Source organism: Singulisphaera rosea, from assembly GCF_054877945.1.
The window spans coordinates 1-23,448 of the sequence record NZ_JBTYIP020000053.1; the positions used below are offsets into that span (position 1 = coordinate 1).

General features: G+C 65.0%; 17 protein-coding genes. 9 read left to right on the forward strand and 8 right to left on the reverse strand.

All coding sequences use genetic code 11. From position 1 onward, the window contains the following. Positions 1–340: 340 nt before the first annotated feature. Positions 341–1,738, forward strand: a complete 1,398-nt coding sequence (locus ACYOEI_RS39995) for an alkaline phosphatase family protein (RefSeq protein WP_462856223.1) — start codon at positions 341–343, stop codon at positions 1,736–1,738. A 48-nt stretch (positions 1,739–1,786) separates the two neighbouring features. On the opposite strand, the gene ACYOEI_RS40000 is transcribed toward ACYOEI_RS39995, so the two are convergent. The 3 genes from ACYOEI_RS40000 to treZ all read right to left on the reverse strand — a co-directional run bounded on the left by ACYOEI_RS40000 (position 1,787) and on the right by treZ (position 6,717). Beyond that, a complete protein-coding gene (locus tag ACYOEI_RS40000) occupies positions 1,787–2,551 on the reverse strand; it encodes an HAD family hydrolase (RefSeq protein WP_462856225.1) in 765 nt (254 codons plus the stop codon). A gap of 120 nt (positions 2,552–2,671) precedes the next feature. Then, positions 2,672–4,579: a tetratricopeptide repeat protein gene (locus ACYOEI_RS40005; RefSeq protein WP_462856226.1), complete on the reverse strand. Its 1,908-nt coding sequence runs from the start codon at positions 4,577–4,579 to the stop codon at positions 2,672–2,674. A gap of 203 nt (positions 4,580–4,782) precedes the next feature. Beyond that, a complete protein-coding gene (gene treZ / locus ACYOEI_RS40010; protein WP_462856227.1) occupies positions 4,783–6,717 on the reverse strand; it encodes a malto-oligosyltrehalose trehalohydrolase in 1,935 nt (644 codons plus the stop codon). A gap of 591 nt (positions 6,718–7,308) precedes the next feature. Between treZ and ACYOEI_RS40015 the strand changes: the two genes are divergently transcribed. Next, positions 7,309–7,779 (forward strand): hypothetical protein, encoded by a 471-nt coding sequence (locus tag ACYOEI_RS40015; RefSeq protein WP_462856228.1) that lies wholly within the window; start codon positions 7,309–7,311, stop codon positions 7,777–7,779. A 33-nt stretch (positions 7,780–7,812) separates the two neighbouring features. Here ACYOEI_RS40015 and pdxH read toward each other — a convergent pair whose 3' ends face one another. Then, entirely contained in the window at positions 7,813–8,448 is a 636-nt protein-coding gene (pdxH, locus tag ACYOEI_RS40020) for a pyridoxamine 5'-phosphate oxidase (protein ID WP_462856229.1), read from the reverse strand. 283 nt (positions 8,449–8,731) lie between these two features. Between pdxH and ACYOEI_RS40025 the strand changes: the two genes are divergently transcribed. The 4 genes from ACYOEI_RS40025 to ACYOEI_RS40040 all read left to right on the forward strand — a co-directional run bounded on the left by ACYOEI_RS40025 (position 8,732) and on the right by ACYOEI_RS40040 (position 14,765). Further along, complete coding sequence (locus ACYOEI_RS40025; protein WP_462856230.1) at positions 8,732–11,416, forward strand: carboxymuconolactone decarboxylase family protein; 2,685 nt, start codon at positions 8,732–8,734, stop codon at positions 11,414–11,416. Positions 11,417–11,878: 462 nt separating this feature from the next. Then, positions 11,879–12,718: a class I SAM-dependent methyltransferase gene (locus ACYOEI_RS40030; protein ID WP_462856231.1), complete on the forward strand. Its 840-nt coding sequence runs from the start codon at positions 11,879–11,881 to the stop codon at positions 12,716–12,718. After that, the gene (locus ACYOEI_RS40035) at positions 12,705–13,283 is read left to right on the forward strand and encodes a dihydrofolate reductase family protein (protein WP_462856233.1); all 579 of its coding nucleotides are present in this window, start codon (positions 12,705–12,707) and stop codon (positions 13,281–13,283) included. The genes ACYOEI_RS40030 and ACYOEI_RS40035 overlap by 14 nt, the downstream gene beginning before the upstream one ends. A 297-nt stretch (positions 13,284–13,580) precedes the next feature. After that, entirely contained in the window at positions 13,581–14,765 is a 1,185-nt protein-coding gene (locus ACYOEI_RS40040) for a hypothetical protein (RefSeq protein ID WP_462856235.1), read from the forward strand. A gap of 108 nt (positions 14,766–14,873) precedes the next feature. On the opposite strand, the gene ACYOEI_RS40045 is transcribed toward ACYOEI_RS40040, so the two are convergent. The 3 genes from ACYOEI_RS40045 to ACYOEI_RS40055 form a co-directional block, all read right to left on the reverse strand. Then, positions 14,874–15,323 carry a hypothetical protein gene (locus tag ACYOEI_RS40045; protein ID WP_462856236.1) on the reverse strand — a complete coding sequence of 150 codons (450 nt, stop codon included), beginning with the start codon at positions 15,321–15,323 and terminating at the stop codon, positions 14,874–14,876. A 1-nt stretch (position 15,324) separates the two neighbouring features. Then, positions 15,325–15,615 (reverse strand): hypothetical protein, encoded by a 291-nt coding sequence (locus tag ACYOEI_RS40050; RefSeq protein WP_462856237.1) that lies wholly within the window; start codon positions 15,613–15,615, stop codon positions 15,325–15,327. 66 nt (positions 15,616–15,681) lie between these two features. Beyond that, a complete protein-coding gene (locus ACYOEI_RS40055) occupies positions 15,682–15,990 on the reverse strand; it encodes a hypothetical protein (RefSeq protein ID WP_462856238.1) in 309 nt (102 codons plus the stop codon). A gap of 375 nt (positions 15,991–16,365) precedes the next feature. On the opposite strand from ACYOEI_RS40055, the gene ACYOEI_RS40060 reads away from it, so the two are divergent. Further along, positions 16,366–18,018: an RNA polymerase sigma factor gene (locus ACYOEI_RS40060; protein WP_462856239.1), complete on the forward strand. Its 1,653-nt coding sequence runs from the start codon at positions 16,366–16,368 to the stop codon at positions 18,016–18,018. A 99-nt stretch (positions 18,019–18,117) separates the two neighbouring features. Here the strand turns inward: ACYOEI_RS40060 and ACYOEI_RS40065 are convergent, their stop codons facing one another. Further along, the gene (locus ACYOEI_RS40065) at positions 18,118–19,044 is read right to left on the reverse strand and encodes a tol-pal system YbgF family protein (RefSeq protein WP_462856241.1); all 927 of its coding nucleotides are present in this window, start codon (positions 19,042–19,044) and stop codon (positions 18,118–18,120) included. A 417-nt stretch (positions 19,045–19,461) separates the two neighbouring features. Here ACYOEI_RS40065 and ACYOEI_RS40070 point away from each other — a divergent pair, with 417 nt between their 5' ends. After that, positions 19,462–21,126 carry a sigma-70 family RNA polymerase sigma factor gene (locus tag ACYOEI_RS40070; RefSeq protein ID WP_462856243.1) on the forward strand — a complete coding sequence of 555 codons (1,665 nt, stop codon included), beginning with the start codon at positions 19,462–19,464 and terminating at the stop codon, positions 21,124–21,126. Between the two features lie 168 nt (positions 21,127–21,294). Continuing rightward, positions 21,295–23,109, forward strand: a complete 1,815-nt coding sequence (locus ACYOEI_RS40075) for a serine hydrolase (RefSeq protein WP_462856245.1) — start codon at positions 21,295–21,297, stop codon at positions 23,107–23,109. The last annotated feature ends 339 nt before the right edge of the window (positions 23,110–23,448 follow it).

Genomic DNA, 23,448 nt, shown 5'->3' on the forward strand with positions numbered 1-23,448 from the left:
CCGTTCCCATCCCGAACACGGCCGTTAAGCCCGCCAGGCCCATGATAGTGCCTTTGGCGCGAAAGTCGGTTATCGCCGGAATCTTCCACGAACACCCCCGTGACTCATCCGAGTCACGGGGGTGTTTCTCCGCGCGCGGTGGGAATTCGGGGAGGGTATTCACCACAAAGGCACAAAGGAAGTCAAAAGAATGAACATTTCTTTCTTGGTCTTTTGGTGCCGTGGTGAGAAGCCTTTGATTTGATTCGGCTGGCGCTTTCAGGATGACGGTTTGCGACTGATCGGGTAGGCTCTCGCGCGAGGGAGCAGGACCCACCAGGGAAGGGAGGTCGTCGCCGTTATGAAGATCCTCGTCATCGGGCTCGATTGCGCCACGCCGGAAATCCTGTTGGTGGACGAGAGGCTCGTCAATCTTCGAAGGTTGATGCAGAACGGCTGTTACGGCCGGCTCGAGAGCGTGATCCCGCCAATCACGGTCCCGGCGTGGATGTGCATGGCGACCAGCCAGGACCCCGGGTCGCTCGGCGTTTATGGGTTCCGGAACCGGATCGACCACTCGTATGAGGGGCTCGGGATCGTCAACGGGCGGTCGATCTCGGCCACCGCGATCTGGGACCAGGTCGCCAAGGAAGGTAATCGGTCGGTCGTCGTCGGCGTCCCTCCGGGATATCCGCCGCGACAATTGAACGGGATCTCGGTCGGCTGTTTCCTGACTCCGGACACGAAGAAAGATACGTACACTTATCCCCCCGAAGTTGCTCGCGACATCGACCGACTCGTCGGCGAGTATCCGGTCGACGTCAAAGGGTTCCGCACGGATAACAAGGGCTGGCTCAAAGACACCGTCTTCGACATGAGCCGGAAGCAGTTCACGGTCGTTCGCCACCTTCTGACCCGCACGGAGTGGGACTACTTCCAGTTCGTCGAGATCGGCCTCGACCGGATGCAGCACGGGTTCTGGAAATACCACGACCCCGAGCACGTCCTGCACGAGCCCAATAGCCCCTACCAGAACACGATCCGCGACTACTACCGCCACCTCGACGACGAGATTGGCACGGTCCTCGACCTCTTGACCGAGGATACCGTGACGCTCGTCGTCTCCGACCACGGCGCCCGACGGCTCGACGGCGGCTTCTGCGTCAACGAGTGGCTGATCCGCGAGGGCCTGCTCGTCCTGAATCACTATCCCGAGAAGGTCACGCCCTTCGGGAAGCTCGACGTGAACTGGGACAAGACGAAGGTCTGGAGCGAAGGCGGATACTACGCACGCGTCTTCTTCAATGTGAAGGGTCGCGAGCCCCGGGGGACGATCGACCCCGCGGACTACGAACGATTCCGGGACGAGATCCGGGCCAAGTTCGAGGCGACGACCGACGCCGAAGGGAAGGCGCTCGGTACGCTCGTCTTCAAGCCCGAGGAGGTCTACCGGAACGTCCGAAACGTCGCCCCGGACCTCATCGTCCATTTCGGCGGGCTCTCCTGGCGCTCGATCGGCGGCGTCGGCTACCCGACGATCCACGTCCTCGAGAACGACACCGGTCCGGACGACTGCAACCATGCGCAGCACGGTTCCTTCGTCCTGAGCTCGTCGAACAACTCGATCCGTGGCGAGATCCGAGGCGCCCACTTACTCGACATCGCCCCGACGTTGCTCGAGCTCGGTGGCTACGACGTGCCGACCTCGATGCAAGGCCGCTCGCTGCTCGGCCGGGCGCAGGTCCCGGCCTTCAGTTGATCGGGGAGTCTCCGGGAAACCCAACCCGGTCCCCAACTCCGGTGCGAATCATCGACCTTCGGGAGAATCCTCCCCCGAAGGTCGCTCGCTTGGTAGCGTGCCTCGCGATTCGACACCTTCATGGATCCACTCGCGCAACTCGGAGGGGGAGAGGAGTTCCCGGATCAGTTCCATGACGCCAGCCCCGTGGCTGGCGGCCGTGACGAGATCCGCACGAGCCTTGAGGCTGGGGAGTGCGTTGGCGACGGCGACCGAGCACCCGCAGAGTGCGAGGAAGTCTTGGTCGTTCTCCGCGTCACCGACGCCGACCGTGTCGTGGGGTGAAAGTCCAAGCTCCTCCAGGGCGACGGAGAGGCCCGTCGCCTTATTCACCCCCGTCGGGAGGATCATGACGGCCCGCTTGTTGAGGATGACCTGGAGCTCCAGGCCGAGGTCGCGGATTGCCTCGAGCACGGTGTCCTGGTGGGGCACCCAGGTCGCGACGATCACCCGGCCGACGGAGATCCGTTCGACGCCTCGAGCCCGAAGGGTTTCGACGAAGGCGTCGGGAGGAGGCTCGCCGAGGACCAACTCCTCTCGAGTCTCGGGCCGATAGAGAATCGCCCCGTTCTCGGCCACCACGCGGTCGAAGAGGTCGATTCGCGGGCAAACCTCGCGCAGCTCGTCCAGTTCCCGGCCGGTGACGAGGAGGATCCTCCGGCCCGACCCTCGGAGCCGTTCCAACGCGTCGATGGTCGAGTCATCGATCTGCCCCTGATTCGCCAGGGTCCCGTCATAGTCGGACGCCAGGGCGAGGTAGCGCATCGGGATCATCTCGAAATCGAGGGAAGGGGAGGCCGCCCGACACCTGCCACTTGCACGCCCCATGCTCACGTTGGGCTCACTCGCCGCGAGCAGAGCAAGGTCCGCGCAACAATGGCTCCACCCGCTCGGTCAGCGACGCGCGGTCTCGGCGCGGGGACCGTCAATCCGAGTGAGCAGGTTCCGGGCGAGGTCGGCCGCCGAGGTGCCGGCGACTCCCTTGTCGCAGACCCAGCGTAGGTTCTCGGAGCCGGCGAGGATGTCCCCGGCAAGACACTGGTCGACGCCGAGGAATGCGTGGGCCTCGGTCTTCTTGGTATCGTCGTAGGCGGAGTCGAGGAGCATCTGGGGGGAGATCTCGCGGCGGAGATAGCGGAGGATCGGGCCGGGCCACTCGCCCGGATTGATCTTCGCCAGGGCCTCATCCACGAACCCTCGTGCCCGCTCCTCGCGACCGGCCCGACGCGAGGCCAAGGCCCCGAGGATGGCCATGTACGGTGTCGAGGCGTCGGGATGCTCCTGGAGAGTCAAATACGCCCGCGCATCTTCGTCGGATCCGTCGACGCCGGCCGAGAAGCGAGACCAGCCCCGGAGCACGTAGGCTTCGGAGGACCTCGGATTCAGCCCGACGGCCCTGGTGTAGTCCTCGATGGCCCCGGACCAGTCGCCATCCGCTCGCCGGACGTTTCCTCGATTCACGTAGACGCTCGGATTTGACGGACTGAGACGAATCGCCATGTCGTATTCGCGGATCGCCCGGTCGCGACGGCCGAGGGCTTCGTGGGCGTTGCCCAGGCCGATGTGGGCCATCACGGCGTTCGGGTCGAGGCGGATCGACTCGTCGTAGTCCTCGATCGCCCGGTCGGCGAGGCCGAGCCGCGCATAAGCCCCGGCGCGGTTCAGGAAGATCGAGGCGTTCTTCGGGTCGAGGCGAGCCGCCTCGCTCAGGCTCGCGATCGCGCGGTCGTACTTCCCGAGGGCGAAGAGCGCGAGACCTTGATTCGTGCGGGCGCCCGCGTTGTCGGGAGCGAGACGGACCGCCTCGTTCAGGTCGTCGAGGGCCCGCTCGTACTGGGCGAGGTTGTTGTAGGCGGCCCCTCGGTTCAGGTAGGCGGTGGCGCGTCGGGGGTCGAGGCGGATCGACTCGTCGAGATCCTTGATCGCCTGTTCATATCGGCGGAGTCGCACGAGGACCCCACCCCGGTCCTTATAGGCCGCGGCCCGGCGAGGGTCGATGCGGATGACCTCGTCGAAGTCCTCGAGGGCGCGGTCGTTCTCCCCGCGCTTGGCAAGGAGCGACCCTCGGAAGCTGTGGGCCCGCTCGTCGTTCGGGTCGAGCCGGATCGCGGCGTCGAAGTCGGCCAGCGCCTCGTCATCGCGACCGAGAAGGCTCAGGGCATCGCCCCGGAAGGTGTACGCTCGGGCCATGCTGGGGAGGAGTTGGATCGCCTGGGTGTAGTCCGCGATCGCCAGCTCCAGCCGCTTCGACGCGGCGAGTGTCTCGCCACGACCGAGGTAGCCCGAAGGGTCGGAGGGGTTGAGACGGATCGCCTCGCCATATTCGCGGAGCGCGTCTTCATTCTGTCCCGAGCGGAATGCCACCTGGCCGAGGCCGCAATGCGCCATGGCGAGCGTGGCGGCGTCTCTCGAGAGCGAGATGGCATGAAGACGAGTCGCCCGGCGGAAGTCGGCCTCGGCCTCCTGGTACATCCCGAGCATGACGCGGGCGATCCCTCGGTCGACGAAGGCGGACATCGACCAGGGAGCGTAGCGGATGGCGACGTCGAAGTCGGCGATCGCCAGGTCGGGATGGTTTTGGCGGAGGTGGAGGTTCCCTCGACGGATCCGGGCCTCCACGTCGCGCGGTCGTCGTTCGAGCTGAGAGTCGAACGAAGTCGACTCGCCTGGCTCGCTGGCGTCCGAGGGTCGGGACGCCTGATCACGCTTCCCAAAGAACCAGTCCGCCGAGGCCGGCCGCGAGAAGGCCGGCAACAGGCACCCCGCCAAGGCCGCCGCGAGTGGTACCCGCACGATCCGCATGGTTCGATCCTTCGAGTCGCAGGGAGATCCTGACTGCAACTCAATGTCGACGCGTGAGCGGACCTCGAATCGCTCGATTGAACCCCCAATCGCGGGTGACCGTCGGGTTCTATCGAGCGTAGCGTGCTTGCCTACCGATCGGGTCGGACGCATGGCAACGGACGACGCGGTGGAGCGACCGCGGACTGGAGCCCCCCGATAGATCATCCCTCGGAATCGTAGGAGTCGACACGGACGATGATGGCCGAAGCCCGGTCGAACCGGATGCGCGGCATCTCCCGATCCCGCTCGATGGTCGGGACGTGAGGATCGGCGACGAAAGCGGGATCTTCGGTCGTCAGCACGACCTCCCACGGCCTCCCCTTGAGGAAGTGGAGGTCGGGGTTCCCTTGGAGGTCGACGACCCCGGCGCCCCGAAGGCGAGCGATGAGGATCAAGTTCCCGCCGCGGTCGTCCGCCCGGAGGAGGAGGAGTGTCCCGTCGTCGAGAGGGAGCGCCTTGAAATTCTCCCTGCGATCGGAGCGGAGCGCCGGCTCATTCCGCCGGAGCTTGAGCAGGGCCTTGTACAGTCGAAGCGTCGAGGCATGGGGCTCGCGCTCGACCTCCGACCAATCGAGACGGCTTCGCTCGAACGTCGAAGGGGACTGGGGGTCGGGGATCCGCTCGCGAGCCTCGGGATCGATGAACGCCATGAAGTGGCGGAACTCGCGACGACGCCCTTCCGTCACGAGCTTGCCGAGGTCCTCGTCGTGGTCGGTGAAGAAGAGGAAGGGAGAGGTTGCGGCCCATTCCTGGCCCATGAAGAGCATCGGCGTGGCGGGCGAGACGAGCAGGAGGGCGGAGGCGGCGCGATAGGCCGCCTGGTCGACCTGGTGGTGGAGCCGCTCGCCGAAGGCCCGGTTACCGATCTGGTCGTGGTTCTGGAGGCAGGTCACGAATCGTCGAGGAGGGACCTGGACCGGGTCGGTCCCCCTCGGCTCATCGAGGTGGACGGAATGCTCGCCGCAGTAGAACCAGCCGAGGTTGATCGTGTCGACCAGGTCGGGGATCGTCCCCGTGTAGTCGCGATAGTACCCTTCATTGTCGCCGGCCAGGAGGCGACGGACCTGGTGGTGGAAGTCGTCGGCCCAGACACCGTCGAGGTCCCAGCCCCCAGCCCAGCTCGGCCGGACCATCGTCGCGAGATTCCGGTGGTCCTCGGCGATGACCAGGATCCGGCGATCGGGAGACGAGCTCCTGACGCGTTCCGTCAGCTCGGCGACGAAGTGCTGCGGGCCGTCGTCGACGAGGGCGTGCGTCGCGTCGAGACGGAGCCCGTCGATGTGATACTCGTGGACCCAGTGGAGGGCGTTCTCGACGAAGAACTCCCGGACCATCGACGACCCGTCGCCGTCGAGGTTGACCGACGATCCCCACGCGTTCTGATGGGTCGTCGAGAGGTAGTTGGGGCTGAACGCCCCCGTGTAGTTGCCGACCGGGCCGAAGTGGTTGTAGACCACGTCGAGCAAGACCGCGAGGCCGAGGCGATGGGCCTCGTCGACGAGGCGCCGGAGGTCCTCCGGCCGGCCGTAGCAGCGTGAAGGGGCGAAGAGGTCGACCCCGTCGTATCCCCAGCTCCTCACCCCGGAGAAATCGGCCACGGGCATCAACTCGACGGCGGTCACCCCGAGGTCACGGAGCGCGGGCAAGCGGTCGATGGCCGCGAGGAAGGTCCCTTCCTTCGTAAAGGTCCCGACGTGGAGCTCGTACACGACCAGCTCGTCGGGGCCGATTCCCTTCCAGCCGTGGTCGGACCACCGGAACGTGCCAGGGTCGACGACTTCGGAGGGGCCGTGGACCCCTTCCGGCTGGAACCGAGACGCGGGGTCGGGGAAGGGGCCATTGTCGTCGACGCGATAACGATAACGGTCGCCGACCCGAACCTCGGGGAATGTGCCGTCGAAGAGTCCGTCGTCCGCCTTGCCTAAAGGCAGGCTCTCGGGGCGCCCTTCGGGCGACTCGAGTACGAGTTCCACCGAATGCGCCCTCGGGGCCCAAACGCGAAATCGGACACCCGCCGACTCGGGAACGGCCCCGAGTTTCCCTCGCCAGCCCTCGCTCGATGTTTGAGGAGCTTCTTCCAGTTTCATGAAATCCATCGTCAACGCCCGTGCCGAAGAGTCACTATTGGCCCCCCTTGCCCGTCTCTATCTTCAGTGAGGGGCTAATTTGCATTCATTTGCGAAGTTGAGCAAAAGGAATACCAAGTCGGCCGGTACGCCGGCGACGCCTTGGTCCCGATGTCCGTCTAGACCCTCCAGGCCCGCCTCCCAGCCTGCCGTCTTTGGCCCCCGCCGGGAAAAAGGTCGCCCACAAATCCGGGGGCCCGCCCAGGATTGCGTGAACCTCGACCGCACTCGCCTCGTATGAGAAGGTCTTGCGAGAAGGGAGCCATGAAGATGTTGATGCTGGCCTGGAACTTGCTGAAGTTATTCGAGTTGGTCGTGCGGGGGTCGAGTGGGCATCGGGAAACCAGCCACACGCAACCCTCGGAGGATCCCTCGCGGCCGGGCCCGGGCGTCGGAAGACGACGACGACCCGAGTTGATCACGATCCCGGTCACGGGCAGAAGTTCGAGGCGATAAGCCGCGAGAGCCGTGGGCGATGTCGCGGTCGCCGCAACGAATCCTCTTCGAGGGAAGACGTCCGAAAGCCTCAGAGAGCCACTACTTCTGGTGAAGGATCGTCACATGCATGCCCACACCGGCTCCTCGACCATACAGGCATCGAATGTGATCCCGGCACCCTCGCTCCGCAAGAGCCTGCACGACGCCGGGATGTTCGAGGCGCAGAGCCACAAGTGGATCGAGAGCGAGAAGGCCGGTTGCGACCTCGGCGACCGGGCGATGCGCTCGTGGTTCCGGCACCACTGGCCGCGATTCGTCCGCCAGTGCTGGGTCGAACACCTGGAAGGTCGGGTCTACTGGAACGAGCTCGACCACGGGGACTTCGGCATCATCGAGACGGGGCAGTCGGGTTCGTCGACGCTGGAACTCGAGATCTTCCAGCGGATCAAGGTCGGGGGCGAGAACCTGGATATCCTCTGCTGGTCGCACGAGCATCACCTCCCTTGCGACCAGGTCTGGAAAATCCTCGAGCTCCTCGAACGGCTCGACATCAACGCCCACAGGGTCGAGTGCCGGCTCCAGCAGGCCGGTTGACGCAGGATCGACCCGGAAGATGACGGCGCCAGGTCAGGGCGAAAGACGCTCGATCGACCACCCTTCGCCGTCGGGCCGGACATAACGGAGCCGGTCGTGGAGCCGGCCGGGCCGGCCTTGCCAGAACTCGATCCGGTCGGGGACGACCCGATAACCGCCCCAATTCGGCGGCCGGGGGACGTCGCCCTCGGGAAACCGCGCCTCGGTCTCCTCGATCTGGGCCTCGAGTACCGCGCGGTCGGCGACTACCGCGCTCTGGTGGGACGCCCAGGCCCCGATTTGAGACTCCCTCGGCCGGCCCCGGAAATACGCGTCCGAATCATCCGGCGAGACCCGCTCGACCCTCCCTTCGATCCGGACCTGACGCTCCAGGGTCGGCCAGAAGAGGGCCAGGGCCGCGAATGCGTTCGCCTCCAACTCCTCGCCCTTGCGGCTTTCGTAGTTGGTGTAGAAGCGGAAGCCGCTAGAGTCGAACCCCCGGAGGAGCACGATCCGGGCGGAGGGCCGGCCCTCCGCCGAGGCACTCGCCAGGGTCATCGCGTTCGGCTCGACAACCTTCGCGGCCAACGCGTGATCGTACCAGACCTGGAACTGCCGGATCGGATCCGGGTCGAGCTGGCCCTCGTCGAGCTGGCCCTGGTTGTATTCGCTGTGCACTTCCATCGACATCGGTCGGAGTCCTCCGTCCCGGTGCTTGCGAACGCGACCGGCGACTCTCGACCAGTTTACCCCGCCTCGCCCCGAATTGCAGCCGAGGCAGGGGACATCTCCCGCTCGCTTCCACAATCACATGGTAACTTCTACGATCCTCACGACGAGGAACAGACTGACCCCGGAGCATTGTCTCGGGCCTTCGAATCGGCGATCCTAACCCACGAGGCTCGGCCGTGGAGGGGCGTCCGATCGGGGCGTTCGCGCGACGGTCGCGGCCACTCGCCGGAGGCTCGCAACGATGCTTCATCTCGACGGGATGATCTTCGCCCTGTTCCTCGTCGCACTCCTTCCCGTGCTGGCGACAGCCGTGCCGATTCGGCTTGGCGGCCTGTCCTCGCCGCTCCCTGATGACGAGGCGTGGGACCGGATGCCGGGGGCTCTACGCAAAGGTGGCGACCGCGAGCCGTTGCCCGTCTGGGTCCGGATGCTAGCCGGCGAGTTGCCCAAGAGCGCGGCCACACTGTACGCGTTGGATAACGCCCAGCGGACCGTCAGCCCGCTCGACCCCAGGCTCCGGGCGGCCATGCGTTGGATTGCGGCGGACGCGAACCGTTGCGATTATGCCAAAGCCTACGCCGAGGCCGACGCACGACGAGCCGGTCTCGACGCCTCCTGGATTGCGAGCCTCGAGGGCGAAGACGCGGCGGGGTGGTCCTTGCCCGACCGCGATGCGCTCCGGTTCGCCAGGAGGATGACACTCGAGTCCGACTCCATCGAGGACGAGGCGTTCGCGGAGTTGGTCCGGCACTTCGGCGAGCGCAAGGCCGCGTCGATGGTGCTCCTGCTCGCTTATGCGAACTTCCAGGACCGCTTGTTGATCTGCCTCGGAGCGGAAGTCGAGCCGGGGGGACCATTGCCGCCGTCGGAGGTCACGTTCGACCTGCCTGCGCTCGCCCTCAAGACCATGCCTCCCCCTCCGAGGGAGGCGTCGGACCTCTCCAGAGGGCAACGGCGAGTCGTCGAGGGCGACCCTGAGTGGGCGGATCTCTCGTACGAAGCGCTCCAGGAACGCCTCGAGGCGCAGCGACAGAAACCCACCCGGCTGCGGATCCCCGCCTGGGAGGAGTTTGCCGAAGCGTTGCCCGAGGGCCTGTTCTCGAAGCCGAGCGACATCGTCTGGTACCGGATCGTTTTCGGATATGCCCCGGAGCTCGCGATCCCGTTCGAGATTTTCATGAGGACCGCGGGGGCCGAGGCCGGGCCGAGGTACGATCGGGTCTTCGGACAGGCCCTGTTCTGGGTGACGACGAGGGCGCTCAAATGCCCGTACTGCATGGGGCATTGCGAGATGAACTGGGAGGTCGCCGGGCTCTCGAAGGACGAGATCGCCGAGCGAAGCCGGCTGCTCGCCGGAGACGACTGGTCGAGCTTCCCCCCGGCGGAACAGCATGCGTTCGCCTTCGCCCGCAAGCTCACCAAGTCCCCCTGGGCCGTCTCGAAGGCTGACATCGAGGAGTTGAAGCAGGACTTCGGCCCGGATCGGGCGATGCTCGTGGTCCTCAACGCCTGCCGACACCACTACATGACGCGGATCTCCAACGGGTTCCAGCTCAAGCTCGAGCGGGAGAACGTCTTCTTCGACTACTACAACACCAAGCCGACCGCGACGGGGCCGACGGCGAGCGGGAGCCCGGTCCCCTTGCCGAGCAACGAGGACGCCTGGAAGCGGTTGCCGAAGGCGGACCGGGGTGAAGGTCAGCCACTCCCGAGCTGGGCCAAGGCGGTCTCGACCCATCTGCCCCGGACGGCCGCGGCGATGCTGGAACTCGACCTGGCGCAGCGGACCAAGAGCCCGATCGCCCCAGGCCTCCGGGCCAAGATGCGTTGGGTGATCGCCCACGCCAACCATTGCGCCTACTCGGAAGCGTACGCCCTCGCGGACCTGAAGCGGACCGGGGCCGACGACGCGGCTGTCGAAACCTTGACGGGCGACCCGTCGCGATGGCCGGAACCCGACCGCGAGCCGCTCACCTTCGCGAGGCTCCACACGGTCGACGCCCCTTCGATCCCCGATGCGCTCTTCGAAAGCCTCCGGAGTCGGTTCGGCGACAAGGGGGTCGCCTCCATGGTGCTCCTCGGGGCATACGGGAACTTCCAGGACCGGGTCGTGCTCGGCCTGAACCTGCCGCTCGAGCCGGGCGGGCCGCTCGCACCGCTCGACGTCAAGTTCGCGCCAGGCGTCTTCCAGGCGGCGCCGATCCTGCCCGAGCGCGAAGAGATGTCCCGCCGGCTCCTCGACTCGGGCCGAGCCGTCGTCGAGCGCGACCCCGAGTGGTCCCAACTCTCCTATGAATCGCTCCAGGCCCGCCTCGAGGGCCAGCGGGCGCGGACCCCCCGCCTGCCGATCCCGAAGTGGGAGGATGTCCAAAAAGGGCTTCCGGCGGACTACGCGAGCCGGCCGACCCGGATCCTCTGGAACCTCGTCTGTTCGGGCTACGTCCCCGAGTTGGCCGTCCCCTGGGGGATCTCGACCCGGACGATGTGGGACGAGGGGGCGCACGACCGAGTGTTCGAGGAGAGCCTGTTCTGGGTCCAGACCCGAGCGGTCCGATGCAACTACTGCATGGGCCACTGCGAGATGCTCCTGGAGGTCGCGGGGCTGGACAAGGGCGAGGTGGCCGAGCGGACACGACGCCTGGCGGGCGACGACTGGTCGGTTTTCTCCCCCGCGGAGCAGCGTGCCTACGCCTTCGCCCGCAAGCTCACCAAGACCCCCTGGGAGTTGACGCCGTCCGACTATAAGACCCTGGAGGACGACTTCGGCGGCGCCCAGGCCATGGCCACCTTCTGGTGGCTCTGCCGAGGCCTGTACATGACTCGCGTCTCCGACGGCTTCCAACTCCCCCTGGAACGCGAGAACGTCTTCGCCGACCCGCCGACGGCCACTACGGCCGCCGACGCGAGTTCGTCGAAGTCCCGGTGAACGTGGCTCTGGCCAAAGTCCACTGAGCTCTCGCCGGGAGAGCTCTTCACCACAAAGGCACCAAGACACAAAGGGAGAATTCCTTGAGGGTGAATCGCTCTCGAGCCTCCTCCCGGAGTGCTTTGTGCCTTGGTGTCTTTGCGATAAGTCTCCAACGGGTTTTGCAGAACTTCATCAAGGGCTCTCTTCACGACTATTCCTCGTGACACGATACGATTTTCAAGGCGATGCAGCTTCGCCACAATTAACAATGCAAATATTTTTGATTTTCATGATTTCTGTACAGCATTTTGTCGTTGATCGAGACATCCCTGTGCACTACTCTGTCCGACCGGCGTCACTCTGAAATGGTGCACTGGCGTCTCCGGGAATCCTTTCTCCCAACTTCGATCCGGGCGCGAAGCGAGGTTGGGCCATTCCGCGAGGGATGATCGGTCGCCGGGCTGCGGGACGTATTGACCCATGGCGAATTACATCCTCCGGGGCGGGGTCCATGCCGCGAAACGACTGAGCCTGCTCTCCCGCGTCAAATGGCCGACGACCCGTTCGCTCCTGCGCCGGGCGGGGCTCGGCCCGGGCATGAGCTGCCTGGATGTCGGGTGCGGTCGGGGCCTGGTGAGCCTGAAGATGGCCGCCGAGGTCGGGACCACGGGGAGGGTCGTCGGGATCGACCGGGACGAGCTTCTGATCCAACTGGCCAACCGTGATGCGGCCCGTCGTGGCCTCCCGGCCACGTTTCGTCATCAAGGTCTCGAAGAACTCGACGAGGTGGGCACCTCCGACCTCGCGTTCACGCGATTCCTGCTCTGCCATCTGCCCAGGCCCGAGGAGGCCGCTGGTCGGATCGCCCGCGCCGTCAAGCCGGGCGGGATGGTCGTGGCCGAGGACGTCGATTTCCCCGGCCACTTCTGCTATCCGTCCTGCTCGGCCTTCGATCGCTACGTGGAGCTCTACCAGTCGGTCGCCCGGGCGAATGGCGGCGACCCCACGATCGGCCCCAAGTTGTTCGGGATCTGGCGCAACTTGGGCTTGGTCGATGTCCAGGTCCGGCTGGTCCAGCCGATGTTCACCGAAGGCGAGGGGACGCTCGTCGCCGCGATCACCCTCGAGCACATTCGAGAGGCGGTGGTGGCCGCGGGATTCGCCTCGGATGACGAACTGGATAATCTGGTCGTCGAGTTGGTCGACTTCGCGTCGGCCCCGAACTCTCTGATCAGTCTCCCGCGTATCTTCCAGGTCTACGGGCGAGTCCCCGGTCCAACCCTATCTCACTCCTTCGAACGGCACGATGGCAATCAATGATTCACGCGTAACCATCCACATGGCGGCGAGCCTGGACGGCTTCATCGCCCGAAAGGACGGAGGCGTCGACTGGCTCGAAACCAAAGACGAGTTCGTCGACGGCGCCACCCTGGAACCCGGTTTCGTCGAGGCGTTCCTCAAGACGATCGACTGCTATGTCATGGGGTCGCGCACCTACGAGACCGCGCTCCGGTTCGAAGCCCAAGGGTTGGGGTGGCCGTACGGCGACAAACCCACCTTCGTCCTGACGAGTCGGGAACTGCCTCGAGTCCGGGATAGGGTGGAGTTCTACTCCGGCGATCTCACCCGATTCGTGAACTGGGACCTTCGGCCAAGATTCCGTTCCATCTGGTTTGTTGGAGGTGGTTCGGTCTCCGGAGAATGTCTTCGGCTCGGACTCGCGGACGAGGTGCGTTACTCGGTCCTGCCGATCCTGATCGGTGATGGGATACCGTTCTTCGGGAGGCTCGACTGGGACGTCGCGCTCCATTTGGTGGAGGTCAAAGCCTACAAGAGTGGTATGGTGGCGCTTCGTTACGACGTGCGAGGATATCGTGCCGAGTAGCGCAATGTCACCTCACCAAAAAGGATTGGTGTCCGCGAGGGCAGACCTTCAACCCAGGTTCAGGAAGCCGGTCGGTGACACTGTGGAGTGGCTCATATTGCGAAATTGGGGAAGGGTGAGAACACCGACTCGGGTGCCACTTCCGTCTCTCCATAGATTCTCGAGTTGAGCTTTGTGGAGTTTCAGGATTGCCATCGGTTGGAACAACCGCGTCCGTTCCAACCGATGGCAACCACGGGCTGACTCCATCCTCATGCGAGGGGAATCCCGGGGCCAAGCGGGACAGGAGGCTCATCGGTGATTGCGCACCAGCAGATCCGCCTCGCCGACAAGATCGATTCGCTGGCCCTCAGCCCAAGTGGCGATCGCGCCGTGGTGGCGTTGGGGCAAAGCCGACTGTTGCCGCTGAAGGTGTCGGAAGGACAACTGGTCCCATGCCAGGCGTGGGAGCTATCGAGCGACCGCCCCCCTTGGGCGACGTCCGTGGCTATCAAGGAAATCCGAGTGGCCTTCCTCGACGACGAGATGATCCTCGTCGCGCTCCGGGTGGAATACCGGACGGAGGACCGGTCCATCTCGGGCGAGGATCGTCGCCGCGTGCTCTTGCGGGCGATAGACGCGAAGACCGGCGCGGTCCGGGGTAGGTTCGACGACCACGAATTCCTCATGCTCGGCACCGACCCTCTCTCCATCCCACCGGGGATCGTCCTGCTCCCGAGGTACATGAAAACGCTGGCCCTCATCGATACGACGACCTGGAGCGAGGTGGGTCGGCTGCGCGAGCTCGACGAGGGCTTCGACCCTGTCGGCGATCGAGCCTTTTGCCCCGAGGAGCAGCTCGCGGAGAACGCGCTGGCCTATCAGGCCGGGCCGGGCTTGCTGTACGTCCTGTGGGGCTATGCTTTCGGCTCGGCCTTGCAGACATACCGGTTCGAGCCGGCGAATCGACGCTTCGTCAGCGTCGACCGCAGTCTCGAGTTCGACCAGGAGCCCTACGCATTGGCCGTGAATCCGGATAACTCGGCCGCCGCCGTACTGCTCTCCGACGAATGCCGCGGCCGGCAACTCGATCTCTCGTCGGGCGAGCCGTACCGACTGCCGCGCCAATCCCGGCTCGGCCCTCTGTATTTGCTCTCCGGGACCGAAACACGCCGGTTCGATGTCGTCTCGGATACGGAGCGTGACTTCGCCTGCTCGAAGCGATTTACGCTCGACTCCGAACGGCGCGAGATCTTCCGAGGATTCGAAATCCGCGTGGACGGGCGCAACCTCAACTATCAACCTCGGATGTTCTTCGTCGACAAACAGCGGCTCCTCGTCAACTCTCCGCGGGGGTTGCTACTCGGTATCGACACCGAAACGGGCCGAACCGACGTCCTGCAGGATCTCCTCTCTCCAATCCGGGCCCTGGCCTTCCACTCCGGCCGGCGCACGGTCCTCGCCGGTTGCGACGACAAGACGTTGACCCTCCTGACAGCCTGAGAGGGCGGCGTGTGAGGAGCCTGGGATGAGCTCCACCCTGCCGATCCCCGGCAACAATTCTCCCAAGCGACTCGGCGGGCGATGCCCACCCTACGGATCACTCACAGATTACATTTTTGAATCCATTGAATTCTGATCGTCCTGAGTGGACGAAGGATGGTTTTCGCGGGGCTCAGCGGGCCGGCGACCGTAAAACCACTGCCAGAAGCAAGTCGCCAGGGCCGCGCCGAGCGCGTAGTACATGATGTCGCGAGGGTCGGCCACGGCTCGCGATCCGGCCAGTCCGGTCGGCGGGAGCACGATCTCGAAGAACCACGACCAGACGAAGAGAGGAAGTAGGATCTCAGCGGCTTGAGGCGGGCCGTTCGAAGTGCGGAGTCCGACCTTGTGCTGCCCCCAGAGCATGATGGGCACCCAGAAGGGGATGCAGATCAAGTCGTTCAGGTAGTCGTGGAAGAACCCTCCACGCACGATCGGCTTCAGCAACCAACGATTCGCGAAATAGGTCACCAGGCAGGCGAGGAACAGGGGGTCGCGGAGGTATCGGAAGCGCCCCATGTCAATGATGACTCGGGGTATGGAGGGCGGTGATGACCATCGTGACCGCGAAACAAGGGAACAACAGTCCGAGCAATCTCACCGCAACTCCCGTGATGCCGAGAGTCTGGTCCTTCATGGTCACGAAACAGGCCGAGGCCGCGAAAACTCCCGCCAAAGTACAGACGAGCATGGTCAGCCCGGCGGGCCCGAGGTCGAAGGTGTACTGCCAGAGGGTCGGTCGGACGTGGTAAGGAAACGGGTAGCTGCCTCCTTCGGAGACGATGTCCCGAGCATCCAGGTCCCTGGCCAATCCCGGTCCTCCCGGCTTGCCGTCGATCCCGAACGAACGGAGTGTGTAACTCCGGCCGTCGGACTGTTACTCGAAGGGATGTTCCCAGGGGTCCAGAAACCGGCCGGCCGAATCTCGCTCGAAGTGGCCGGGGATTTCGCCCTTCAGGTCCGCGAGCTTTACGGGGTAGCGTCCCTCTCCTTTGAGAGATGCGTCCAGGGCCTCCTTGAGCCAGATCATCAACCGAAAGGTTCGTGCATGCATATCTTCGTAGGGGCTAGCCTCCCGCATCGATCGATAGGCGGAGAAATACGTCGTCCCGGCCATCGCCAGGCCAACGAAAACGCAGGCCAGGACTCGCAAGATCGCATTCTTGGATCCAAGTTCAATCGCCATGAGGACTCCGGCTTTCGGCCTGTCCGACGCGAGCGTTCGTCGGAGACGGCCCACGTCTGACTTCCGTAGTAGAGCACAGCCGTAGATGGGTCGCAATTGTCGAGTCGGTTGGAGCGTCGAAGGCCTTTGGCAGGTTTTCTACTACGCTGCCTGCGCGGGGATGACCTTAGGAAATCTCCTCCGCATGCAATCGGGGAATGCCCCGATCCAAACCTCCGATGCGTCGCTTCGCTCCGACCCGGGTTAACCTCTCTCACCCCATTTCAGGTCGAGATGGAGCACCAGCGACCGAACGAAGGCGAAAAACTTTGGAACTTTTCCGCGGTGAGGCGCTTTCTTGGGGGAACGGCTTCGGTGGGGCAGGAGACCGATACGGTGAAACGAGACTCGGAAGGGGCGTTGCGGCCGCATCTTCAGACACTCTTCAGCCTGGGTGTGACGGCGACGTTGACGGACGGGCAACTGCTCGAACGGTTCGCGACGCTCGGGGGGAAGGCGGCCGAGTCGGCGTTCGACGCGATCGTCGAGCGGCACGCACCGATGGTCTTCCACACCTGCCGGGGGATCCTGACGGATGAGCACGAGGCCCTCGACGCGTTCCAGGCGACGTTCCTGGTCCTGCTCCGCAAGGGGGACACCCTTTGGGTCCAGGACTCGCTCGGCTCCTGGCTGCATCGGGTCGCCTCCCGCGCCGCGGCAAGGGCGAGGTCGGACGCCCAACGGCGAGGGACCGTGACTCGTCAGGCCCTGGAGCTACTCGGCACAACGGACGATCCGGAGGGGAGGGGGGAGTTGGCCGCGGCCCTCCACGAGGAGGTCGACCGGCTCCCCGAGCATTATCGAGTCCCCGTCGTGCTGTGCGACCTCGAAGGCCGGAGCTACGCCGAGGCGGCACAACGGCTGCGATGCCCCGTGGGGACCATCCGGAGCCGGCTCGCCCGGGCTCGTGAGCAGTTGCGGCTCCGCCTGACACGGCGGGGCCTCGCACCAACGGCTTCCGCCTCGGCCTCGATGCTCGGGGCGTTGCTCATCCCCGCCCCAACCTCGGCCGCCGTACCACCGGGGTGGACCCGTTCCGTTCGAGAGTGGGCCAGGTCCGTCCTGGCCCGCGAAGTCCCGACGTCCGGGGAGGTCCCGGCGTCGGTGCTCGCGATCGCCGAAGGAGTCCTGACGATGATTTCCACGGGAAGGCGGACGTTCCTCGCCGCAACGATCCTCACGGCCCTCGGCCTGTCGGTCGGGGTCGGCGTGCTGGCCCAATCGGGCTCAGAGCCATCGGCCCCCGCCAAGGGGACGAATCGACCGGCTGCGAAAGAAGGTCGCTGGTCGGCGACCCTCCCCGGGGGAAGGACGATCGAGGTCCTTGGTGTCTCGAGCTACCCCACCGGGCCGAACACGTGGTGGACCCCAGACGGGTCGCCGCTCGACGAAGCCCTTTGCGACTCGCCCCCGAAGAACTTGAGTGTTGGAGACGACGACTACGTCTACCGCGTGATCGCCGTTCGCGTGTCCGGGCTGCCGGCGGATGCTAACGTCGACTGGGGCGTGAAAGAAGCGGGCGGGTTCCTGGACGCGACCGCGAAGAAAGATGGCAAGGCGTTGCCAGGTATTCACATGGCTCTCATCGGCGTCCCCAAGACGTTGAAGAGCGGGTCGGTCGAGTTTAATGCGGCCACGGGTTCCTGGAAGACCGTGGGGAGCGACGATGGCCGGAGTTCCGGCGCGACCTCATCGAAATTCGGGCCCAGCTACATCTTCGGAGTCGCCCTCGAAGGCAAGAAAGGGACGACCATCACGGTCTCTCACGACATCCAGGACAAGGCCGTGCGGATCGTCGCGGTCGACCAGGACGGGCAGGAGCACTCTCACGATGCCTTGTCCGGCAGCGGCGTCAAGGATTTCTCCCAGGTCGCCGCGAGATTCAGCAGCCTCGGATTCGACGTCATCCGCGAGTATCGGCTCCAGACCCGAGACTACGAGCGAGCAACCATCGCCGACGTGGCGCTCAAGCCCGCCGAAGCCCGTTGAGGCGATCGGGACGGACGACGAACCGCAGACCATCCAGGTCGGGGTCCTCGCCACCAATTACGCCGCATGAGCCAGACCGAGGTTCGGGAGAGGAGGCCGTCACGGCCCTCCTCTGCGGAACGCGAGCTGGCTCTCGGCGATCCTGGCCTGTTCCGTCCCGGGGTACTGCGCGGCGATCTGTTCGTAGAGCTGGACGGCTTCTCGATTCTTCTTTTGGGTGCTGAAGCGTTGGGCGGCCAGGAGGAGCTTCTGGGCCTTCGGATCGGATCGGAGTTTGGCGGGCGGGGCGTTGGCCTTCGCGAGAGCGGCGGCCTCCGCCTGTTTCATGGCCTCGGCTTCCGATCGGGCGACCGCGTCTTCGTGCAGCCTGAGCTTCTCGACCCGGGTCCCGAAGTCGTCCTCCGCGACGATGCCGGCCTTTTCCAGCAGGGCCTTCCGCGCCGAGGCGTCGCCCGTGCCGAGCCCGTAGACTTCGCGTTCGGCAGTGAGGAGCGAGTCGAGCGCCACGAGATGGGCTTCATGCCGATCGATGCGGGCGGCTTCATAGGCCTCGACGAACTCGGAGAACCGCCAACCTCCCGGAGGCTGGGGAATGCCGGCCGGATGCCAGTCCGCCGCCCCGTCCAGGTAGTCTCGGATCGAGCTCGACTGGCCGGAGAGTCGGATCGCCGAGGAACTGGCGGTCGCCAGTCGGACGATGGTCGCGGAACTGTCGCGATACTTCGTGTCCACCCGGATGAGGAGCTTTCGGAACGCCGCGATCCGACGGTCCGTAGAGGTCATCCGCACGCCCGTCTCGACATACGCGATGACGTGCTCGGGCTTGGCCAGGGCGTAGAACTTCGAGAGGTCGGCCTCGGACCGCGACGCGGGCAGGGGTCGATTGTCGAGAAGAGCCGGAGCTCCAGGCTCCGCCCCCGACGCGCCTCGGCTCACCAAGGTGATCGTGATGAGGGCCGTCAGGCGGATTCGTTTCAACGCTGGGATTAGGCGAGGCGGGATCATGGTTGTCGAGGGCCCGTGCATTCCCTGGTATTCCCTATTTGGTGAAGTACTGACGTATTAGTTCCATGAGAATACGGAATCCCGAACATCTCGACCAGACCGATCTCCGAGGTCGTTCGGTTCCGAGGAAGTCGTATCCCAGGACGCCAAAGCGGACGTCGCGGGCGCTGACCACCCTTGTTTTCGTTGGGACAGCCCGAAGCCGTTGGTCGACAGCGACTTCTGGACGACTTCCGGCGCCATCGCCGCCTCCTGGCCGGTACGTCTCGGGATCACGAAGTCGTGCACTTAGCCCTCCATGTCGTAGCCCGTACGCGCCTTCTGAGAAAACGCTCGGAAAAATGGAACGCGCGGAGGGCTTGCCTGCTTTACTGGCTTTTAGAGAACCGCCGATTGCCCGAGGGCCCGATTGTGTCACGCGAGCGAGTGCAGGCTGTCGTGCGAGATTTTCGCACGCTGTATAACGTCGGCACGACCGCCGGCCTCACCGACGGCCAGCTCCTCGAGCGGTTCGCCACCCATCGCGACGAAGCGGCCGAGCTCGCCTTCGCCGCGCTCGTCGAGCGACACAGTCCGATGGTCCTCCGCACCTGCCGCGGCGTCCTCCGCGACGAGCACGACGCACGGGACGCCCTCCAGGCGACCTTTCTCATCCTCGCGAGGAGGGGGGGCGCCCTCTGGGTTCGCGACTCGCTGGGCCCCTGGCTGCACACGGTCGCCTGCCGCGTGGCGGTCCGCTCCAAGCGCGAGGAGGATCGCAGGAAGGCTTCCGAGCGGGACGCGAGCGAGCTGGCGGTGCGTGGCAAAGCCGGACGGGACCGGGATGACCTCGCGGCCGTGCTCCACGAGGAGATCGAACGGCTGCCGGACCGGTTCCGCGTCCCAATCGTGCTCTGCGACCTCGAGGGGAATACCCATGAAGATGCGGCGAGGCACTTGCGATGCCCGGTCGGAACGGTCAAGAGCCGGCTGTCGCGCGGGCGAGAACGGCTCCGGGGCCGGCTCATTCGCCGGGGCGTTGCGCCCTCAGTCGCGGCGATCGGGGCGTCCCTCTCCGCCGAGGCTGCGTCACTGGTGTTGCCCGAGGCGGGCCTGCTCGATGTCGTCTCCCGCGCCGCGTCACAGGTCGCGATGGGGACCATGACGGCGGCCTCGGCCTTCTCTGCCTCCAGCCTCGCCCTCGCCAATGCGGTGTCGTGGTCGTTGAGGCTCGAGAAGCTCAGAGGGGCTGTCGCGATTCTCCTGGCGGCGGCGATGATTTGCGCCGGGGCGGGCCGCGTCGCGGGATGGCGGCTTGGGGTGCCCCCCATCTTCGGCGGCACGCGTTTCCAAGGCGCGCGACGTACGGAAATCCCATCGGGAAAGATCGTCGAGATCAGAACCGTAGCCGCCTTTGATGAGATCCACGTCGCCGAGGAGATGAAGGTTCTCGTCACGGTCGGAGCCGACTACCGCGTCACAGCGATCGGCGAAGCCGGGGCCCTGCGGGATTTGGGGACTCGCGTCGAGACGAAGCCGAAGCTCGGTCGGCTCGCGACGAAAACGAAGCTCGGTCGACTCCTGCTGGATCTGGCCGAACCCAAGGACGGTTCGCAAGTCGCCAACGCGGCGGACACGCCAAAGGGCGTCGAAGTCCGAATCACCGTCCCGCGGTTGAATGGCGTGATTGCCGCGGGAAGCGCGACGATCGAGGTCAGCGGGCTCAAGGACCAGTCCTTCTCGGTGCGCATTGCTGACGACGCCAAGGTCGTCGTCACCGGCACGGGCGATACCCTAACCGCCGCGATTGGCGACGCCGGGGAACTGGATGCATCGCGGTTCGTCGTCGAGGATGCGATCGTCACGGCCCTGGATCAGTCGTTGAGCGTTGTGCATGCAAGACGCTTGCTGAACCTGGTGGCCTGCGATGACGCTTGCGTGGAGACCGTGGGCATCCCGCCTCGGATCAATCGATCGACAGTCGAACGTTCCCGCCTCACCCACCGTGACGCCCGGATCATGGGGCCGGTCGTCGACCGCCTTCCCCCAGTGGACACGGTCGGGTCGGATGTCCCGCACGAGCTTTCTCGCACAAATTCCGGGGCATCCAAACCGAGTCCGTAAGGGCGTGGCGCCCGCGAGAGGGCGATCCGCTTCGAGAAACTCATAGGTTCACCAAAGCGGTGGATCCATGCGCCGAGTTTGTGAGGAAACGGACGCGGCCTGTTCCGCGACCGCTCGGTGCTGCGCGTTGTGTTCGGTTCGAGATCGAGAGTTCCGAGGAGCCATGTCATGGGATGGGAAGGTTTCAGCGGGAAGACGACCGACGAAGGCGGCGAGATGGCAACGGCCATGATTCCCAGCCTCGTTCCACGGGGCTTACTCCTACTTCTGGCGATGGCATCGCTATCGCTCAACGGGGCCAATGCGCAGTCCCAGGGCGCCGCCGCGACGGCCGAGCGAGGTGCGGACGGCGTCGACGGCTACATCACGATGAAGATGACGAGGCAACATATCCCGGGACTGACATTGGCGGTCATCCGAGACGGCAAGATCGTCAAGCTGAAGGGCTACGGGCTCGCGAGCCTGGAGCTCAAGGTTCCCGCCGCGGTCGAGACGGTCTACCCGATCAACTCGGTCACCAAGCAGTTCGCGGCGGCCGGCGTGATGATCCTGGTCGAGGAGGGCAAGGTCGGGCTCGACGACAAGATCAGCACGCATCTGGATGGGACGCCGGAGGCTTGGAAGGACATCAACGTCCGGCACCTGCTCACCCACACGTCGGGCCTCAAGGACTTCATCGATGAGCCGACCGCCAGCCTGCGTCTGGATATGACCGACGAAGAGATCTTCAAGGCGGCCGCGCCTCGCCCGTTGAACTTCTCGCCCGGCGAGAAGTTCTCCTACTGCAACACCGGCTATCACTTGCTGGCGATGATGATTCGTAAGGTCACGGGGAAGTCTTACGGCGAATTCCTCCAGCGGCGGATTTTCGACCCCCTCGGCATGGAGGACACCCGCATCATCAGCCATTCCGAGATCATCCCCAACCGGGCGTCGGGTTATCTGTGGAACGGCGCCGAGTTGCAAAACGGTGAATACGTCGCCGCGTCTCTCCTGGGCGCCGCGAACGGCGGCCTTCGATCCACGGTACTGGACCTGGCCAAGTGGGACGCGGCGCTCGACGAGGCGAAATTGATCAAGACGTCGAGTTTGGAACAAATGTGGACGTCCGCCAAACTCAACGACGGCCGACCCGCCCACTACGGCTTCGGGTGGATCCCCGGTTCCGTGCGCGGACACCGGTACGCCTCCCACACCGGAGGACATTGGACCGGCTATTCCTGCGTGGTCACGCGATTCCTGGACGACCACCTGACCGTCGTGTTGCTCACCAACCAGAGCGGCCGGGCGAAGCCGGCCGGCATCGCCGAAGGCGTGGCGCGGTACTATATCGCCGGCCTGGCGATCCCGCGACCGGCGGCGGTGGAGCTCGATCCCGCGCGGCTCGACGCCTACACGGGCAAGTATGAATATAGCCCGTTCGTCATGCTCACGATCTCTCGGGAGGGTCGCGGACTCCTGGCCGCCTTCACCGGCAATGACGGCGAGGAAATCGTACCCACCGCTGAGGACATCTTCTCCCACACCGAGCGCGACGCGCGGCTCACGTTCTTCAAGAATCGCCGGGGAGAATTGGCCGGACTGACCTGGAAAGAGAACGGGAGCGAAACGAAAGCGCCGCGACTCGGCCCGTTGGTGCGTTCTCTCCAATCCCACCCCGACCCCGACTCGGCGATGACCCGGCGCGTCGAGGCGTTCGTCAAGGCCGCCGCGCAAGGTGGCAAGCCCTTCGAGGACCTTCCCCGCATCACCCCCCTGGCGCGCAAACAATTCGGCTCGCACCCGATCGAGAAATTCGTCGGGTTTCGGTCGCTCACCTATCTCGACGCGCAAGATGCCAGCGAATCCCAGATCGAACGGTACGGGAAGAAGGTGCGCCGCATTCTCTACTACAAACTGGTCACGGCGCGAGTCTCGAGCTTCCTGATGATCTACCTGACGGACGAGGGCGATATCACGGACTTTGATCTCGTGGACGAATAGGGCCAGGGCCGGGAGTCGAAGTGCCGCCGCTTCGGTCGGCGGCCTGTGGATGAACACCCTGACCGATTGGGTTAAGAAGGATCAAAGATCATCTCGGTCGCAGGCCAGGCCGGAGAGCGTCTCCCAGAAGAAGACTGGCACCTCTCCGACCTTGCAAACTTACAGACGGACAAGCCCGACTTTTGAATAAAAAGCCGGGTTTCGGAAGAGAACGCGAAACCGGGGCCCCGCCCATCGCCGTTACTCCTTACCCTAAAATGATTTCGGACATCTGCCCCGGGACGTCACGTCGCTCGAAATCGTCGGCGGGACCGACGAACCCAGGGCTTCGGACTTGCG

Coding starts and splice junctions, on each gene's coding strand:
- ACYOEI_RS40075 (WP_462856245.1), top strand. CDS start 21,295: ATGGGATGGGAAGGTTTCAGCGGGAAGACGACCGACGAAGGCGGCGAG.
- ACYOEI_RS40015 (WP_462856228.1), top strand. CDS start 7,309: ATGCATGCCCACACCGGCTCCTCGACCATACAGGCATCGAATGTGATC.
- ACYOEI_RS40030 (WP_462856231.1), top strand. CDS start 11,879: ATGGCGAATTACATCCTCCGGGGCGGGGTCCATGCCGCGAAACGACTG.
- ACYOEI_RS40035 (WP_462856233.1), top strand. CDS start 12,705: ATGGCAATCAATGATTCACGCGTAACCATCCACATGGCGGCGAGCCTG.
- treZ (WP_462856227.1), bottom strand. CDS start 6,717: ATGGATTTCATGAAACTGGAAGAAGCTCCTCAAACATCGAGCGAGGGC.
- ACYOEI_RS39995 (WP_462856223.1), top strand. CDS start 341: ATGAAGATCCTCGTCATCGGGCTCGATTGCGCCACGCCGGAAATCCTG.
- ACYOEI_RS40005 (WP_462856226.1), bottom strand. CDS start 4,579: ATGCGGATCGTGCGGGTACCACTCGCGGCGGCCTTGGCGGGGTGCCTG.
- ACYOEI_RS40065 (WP_462856241.1), bottom strand. CDS start 19,044: ATGCACGGGCCCTCGACAACCATGATCCCGCCTCGCCTAATCCCAGCG.
- ACYOEI_RS40055 (WP_462856238.1), bottom strand. CDS start 15,990: ATGGCGATTGAACTTGGATCCAAGAATGCGATCTTGCGAGTCCTGGCC.
- ACYOEI_RS40045 (WP_462856236.1), bottom strand. CDS start 15,323: ATGGGGCGCTTCCGATACCTCCGCGACCCCCTGTTCCTCGCCTGCCTG.
- ACYOEI_RS40000 (WP_462856225.1), bottom strand. CDS start 2,551: ATGATCCCGATGCGCTACCTCGCCCTGGCGTCCGACTATGACGGGACC.
- ACYOEI_RS40025 (WP_462856230.1), top strand. CDS start 8,732: ATGCTTCATCTCGACGGGATGATCTTCGCCCTGTTCCTCGTCGCACTC.
- pdxH (WP_462856229.1), bottom strand. CDS start 8,448: ATGTCGATGGAAGTGCACAGCGAATACAACCAGGGCCAGCTCGACGAG.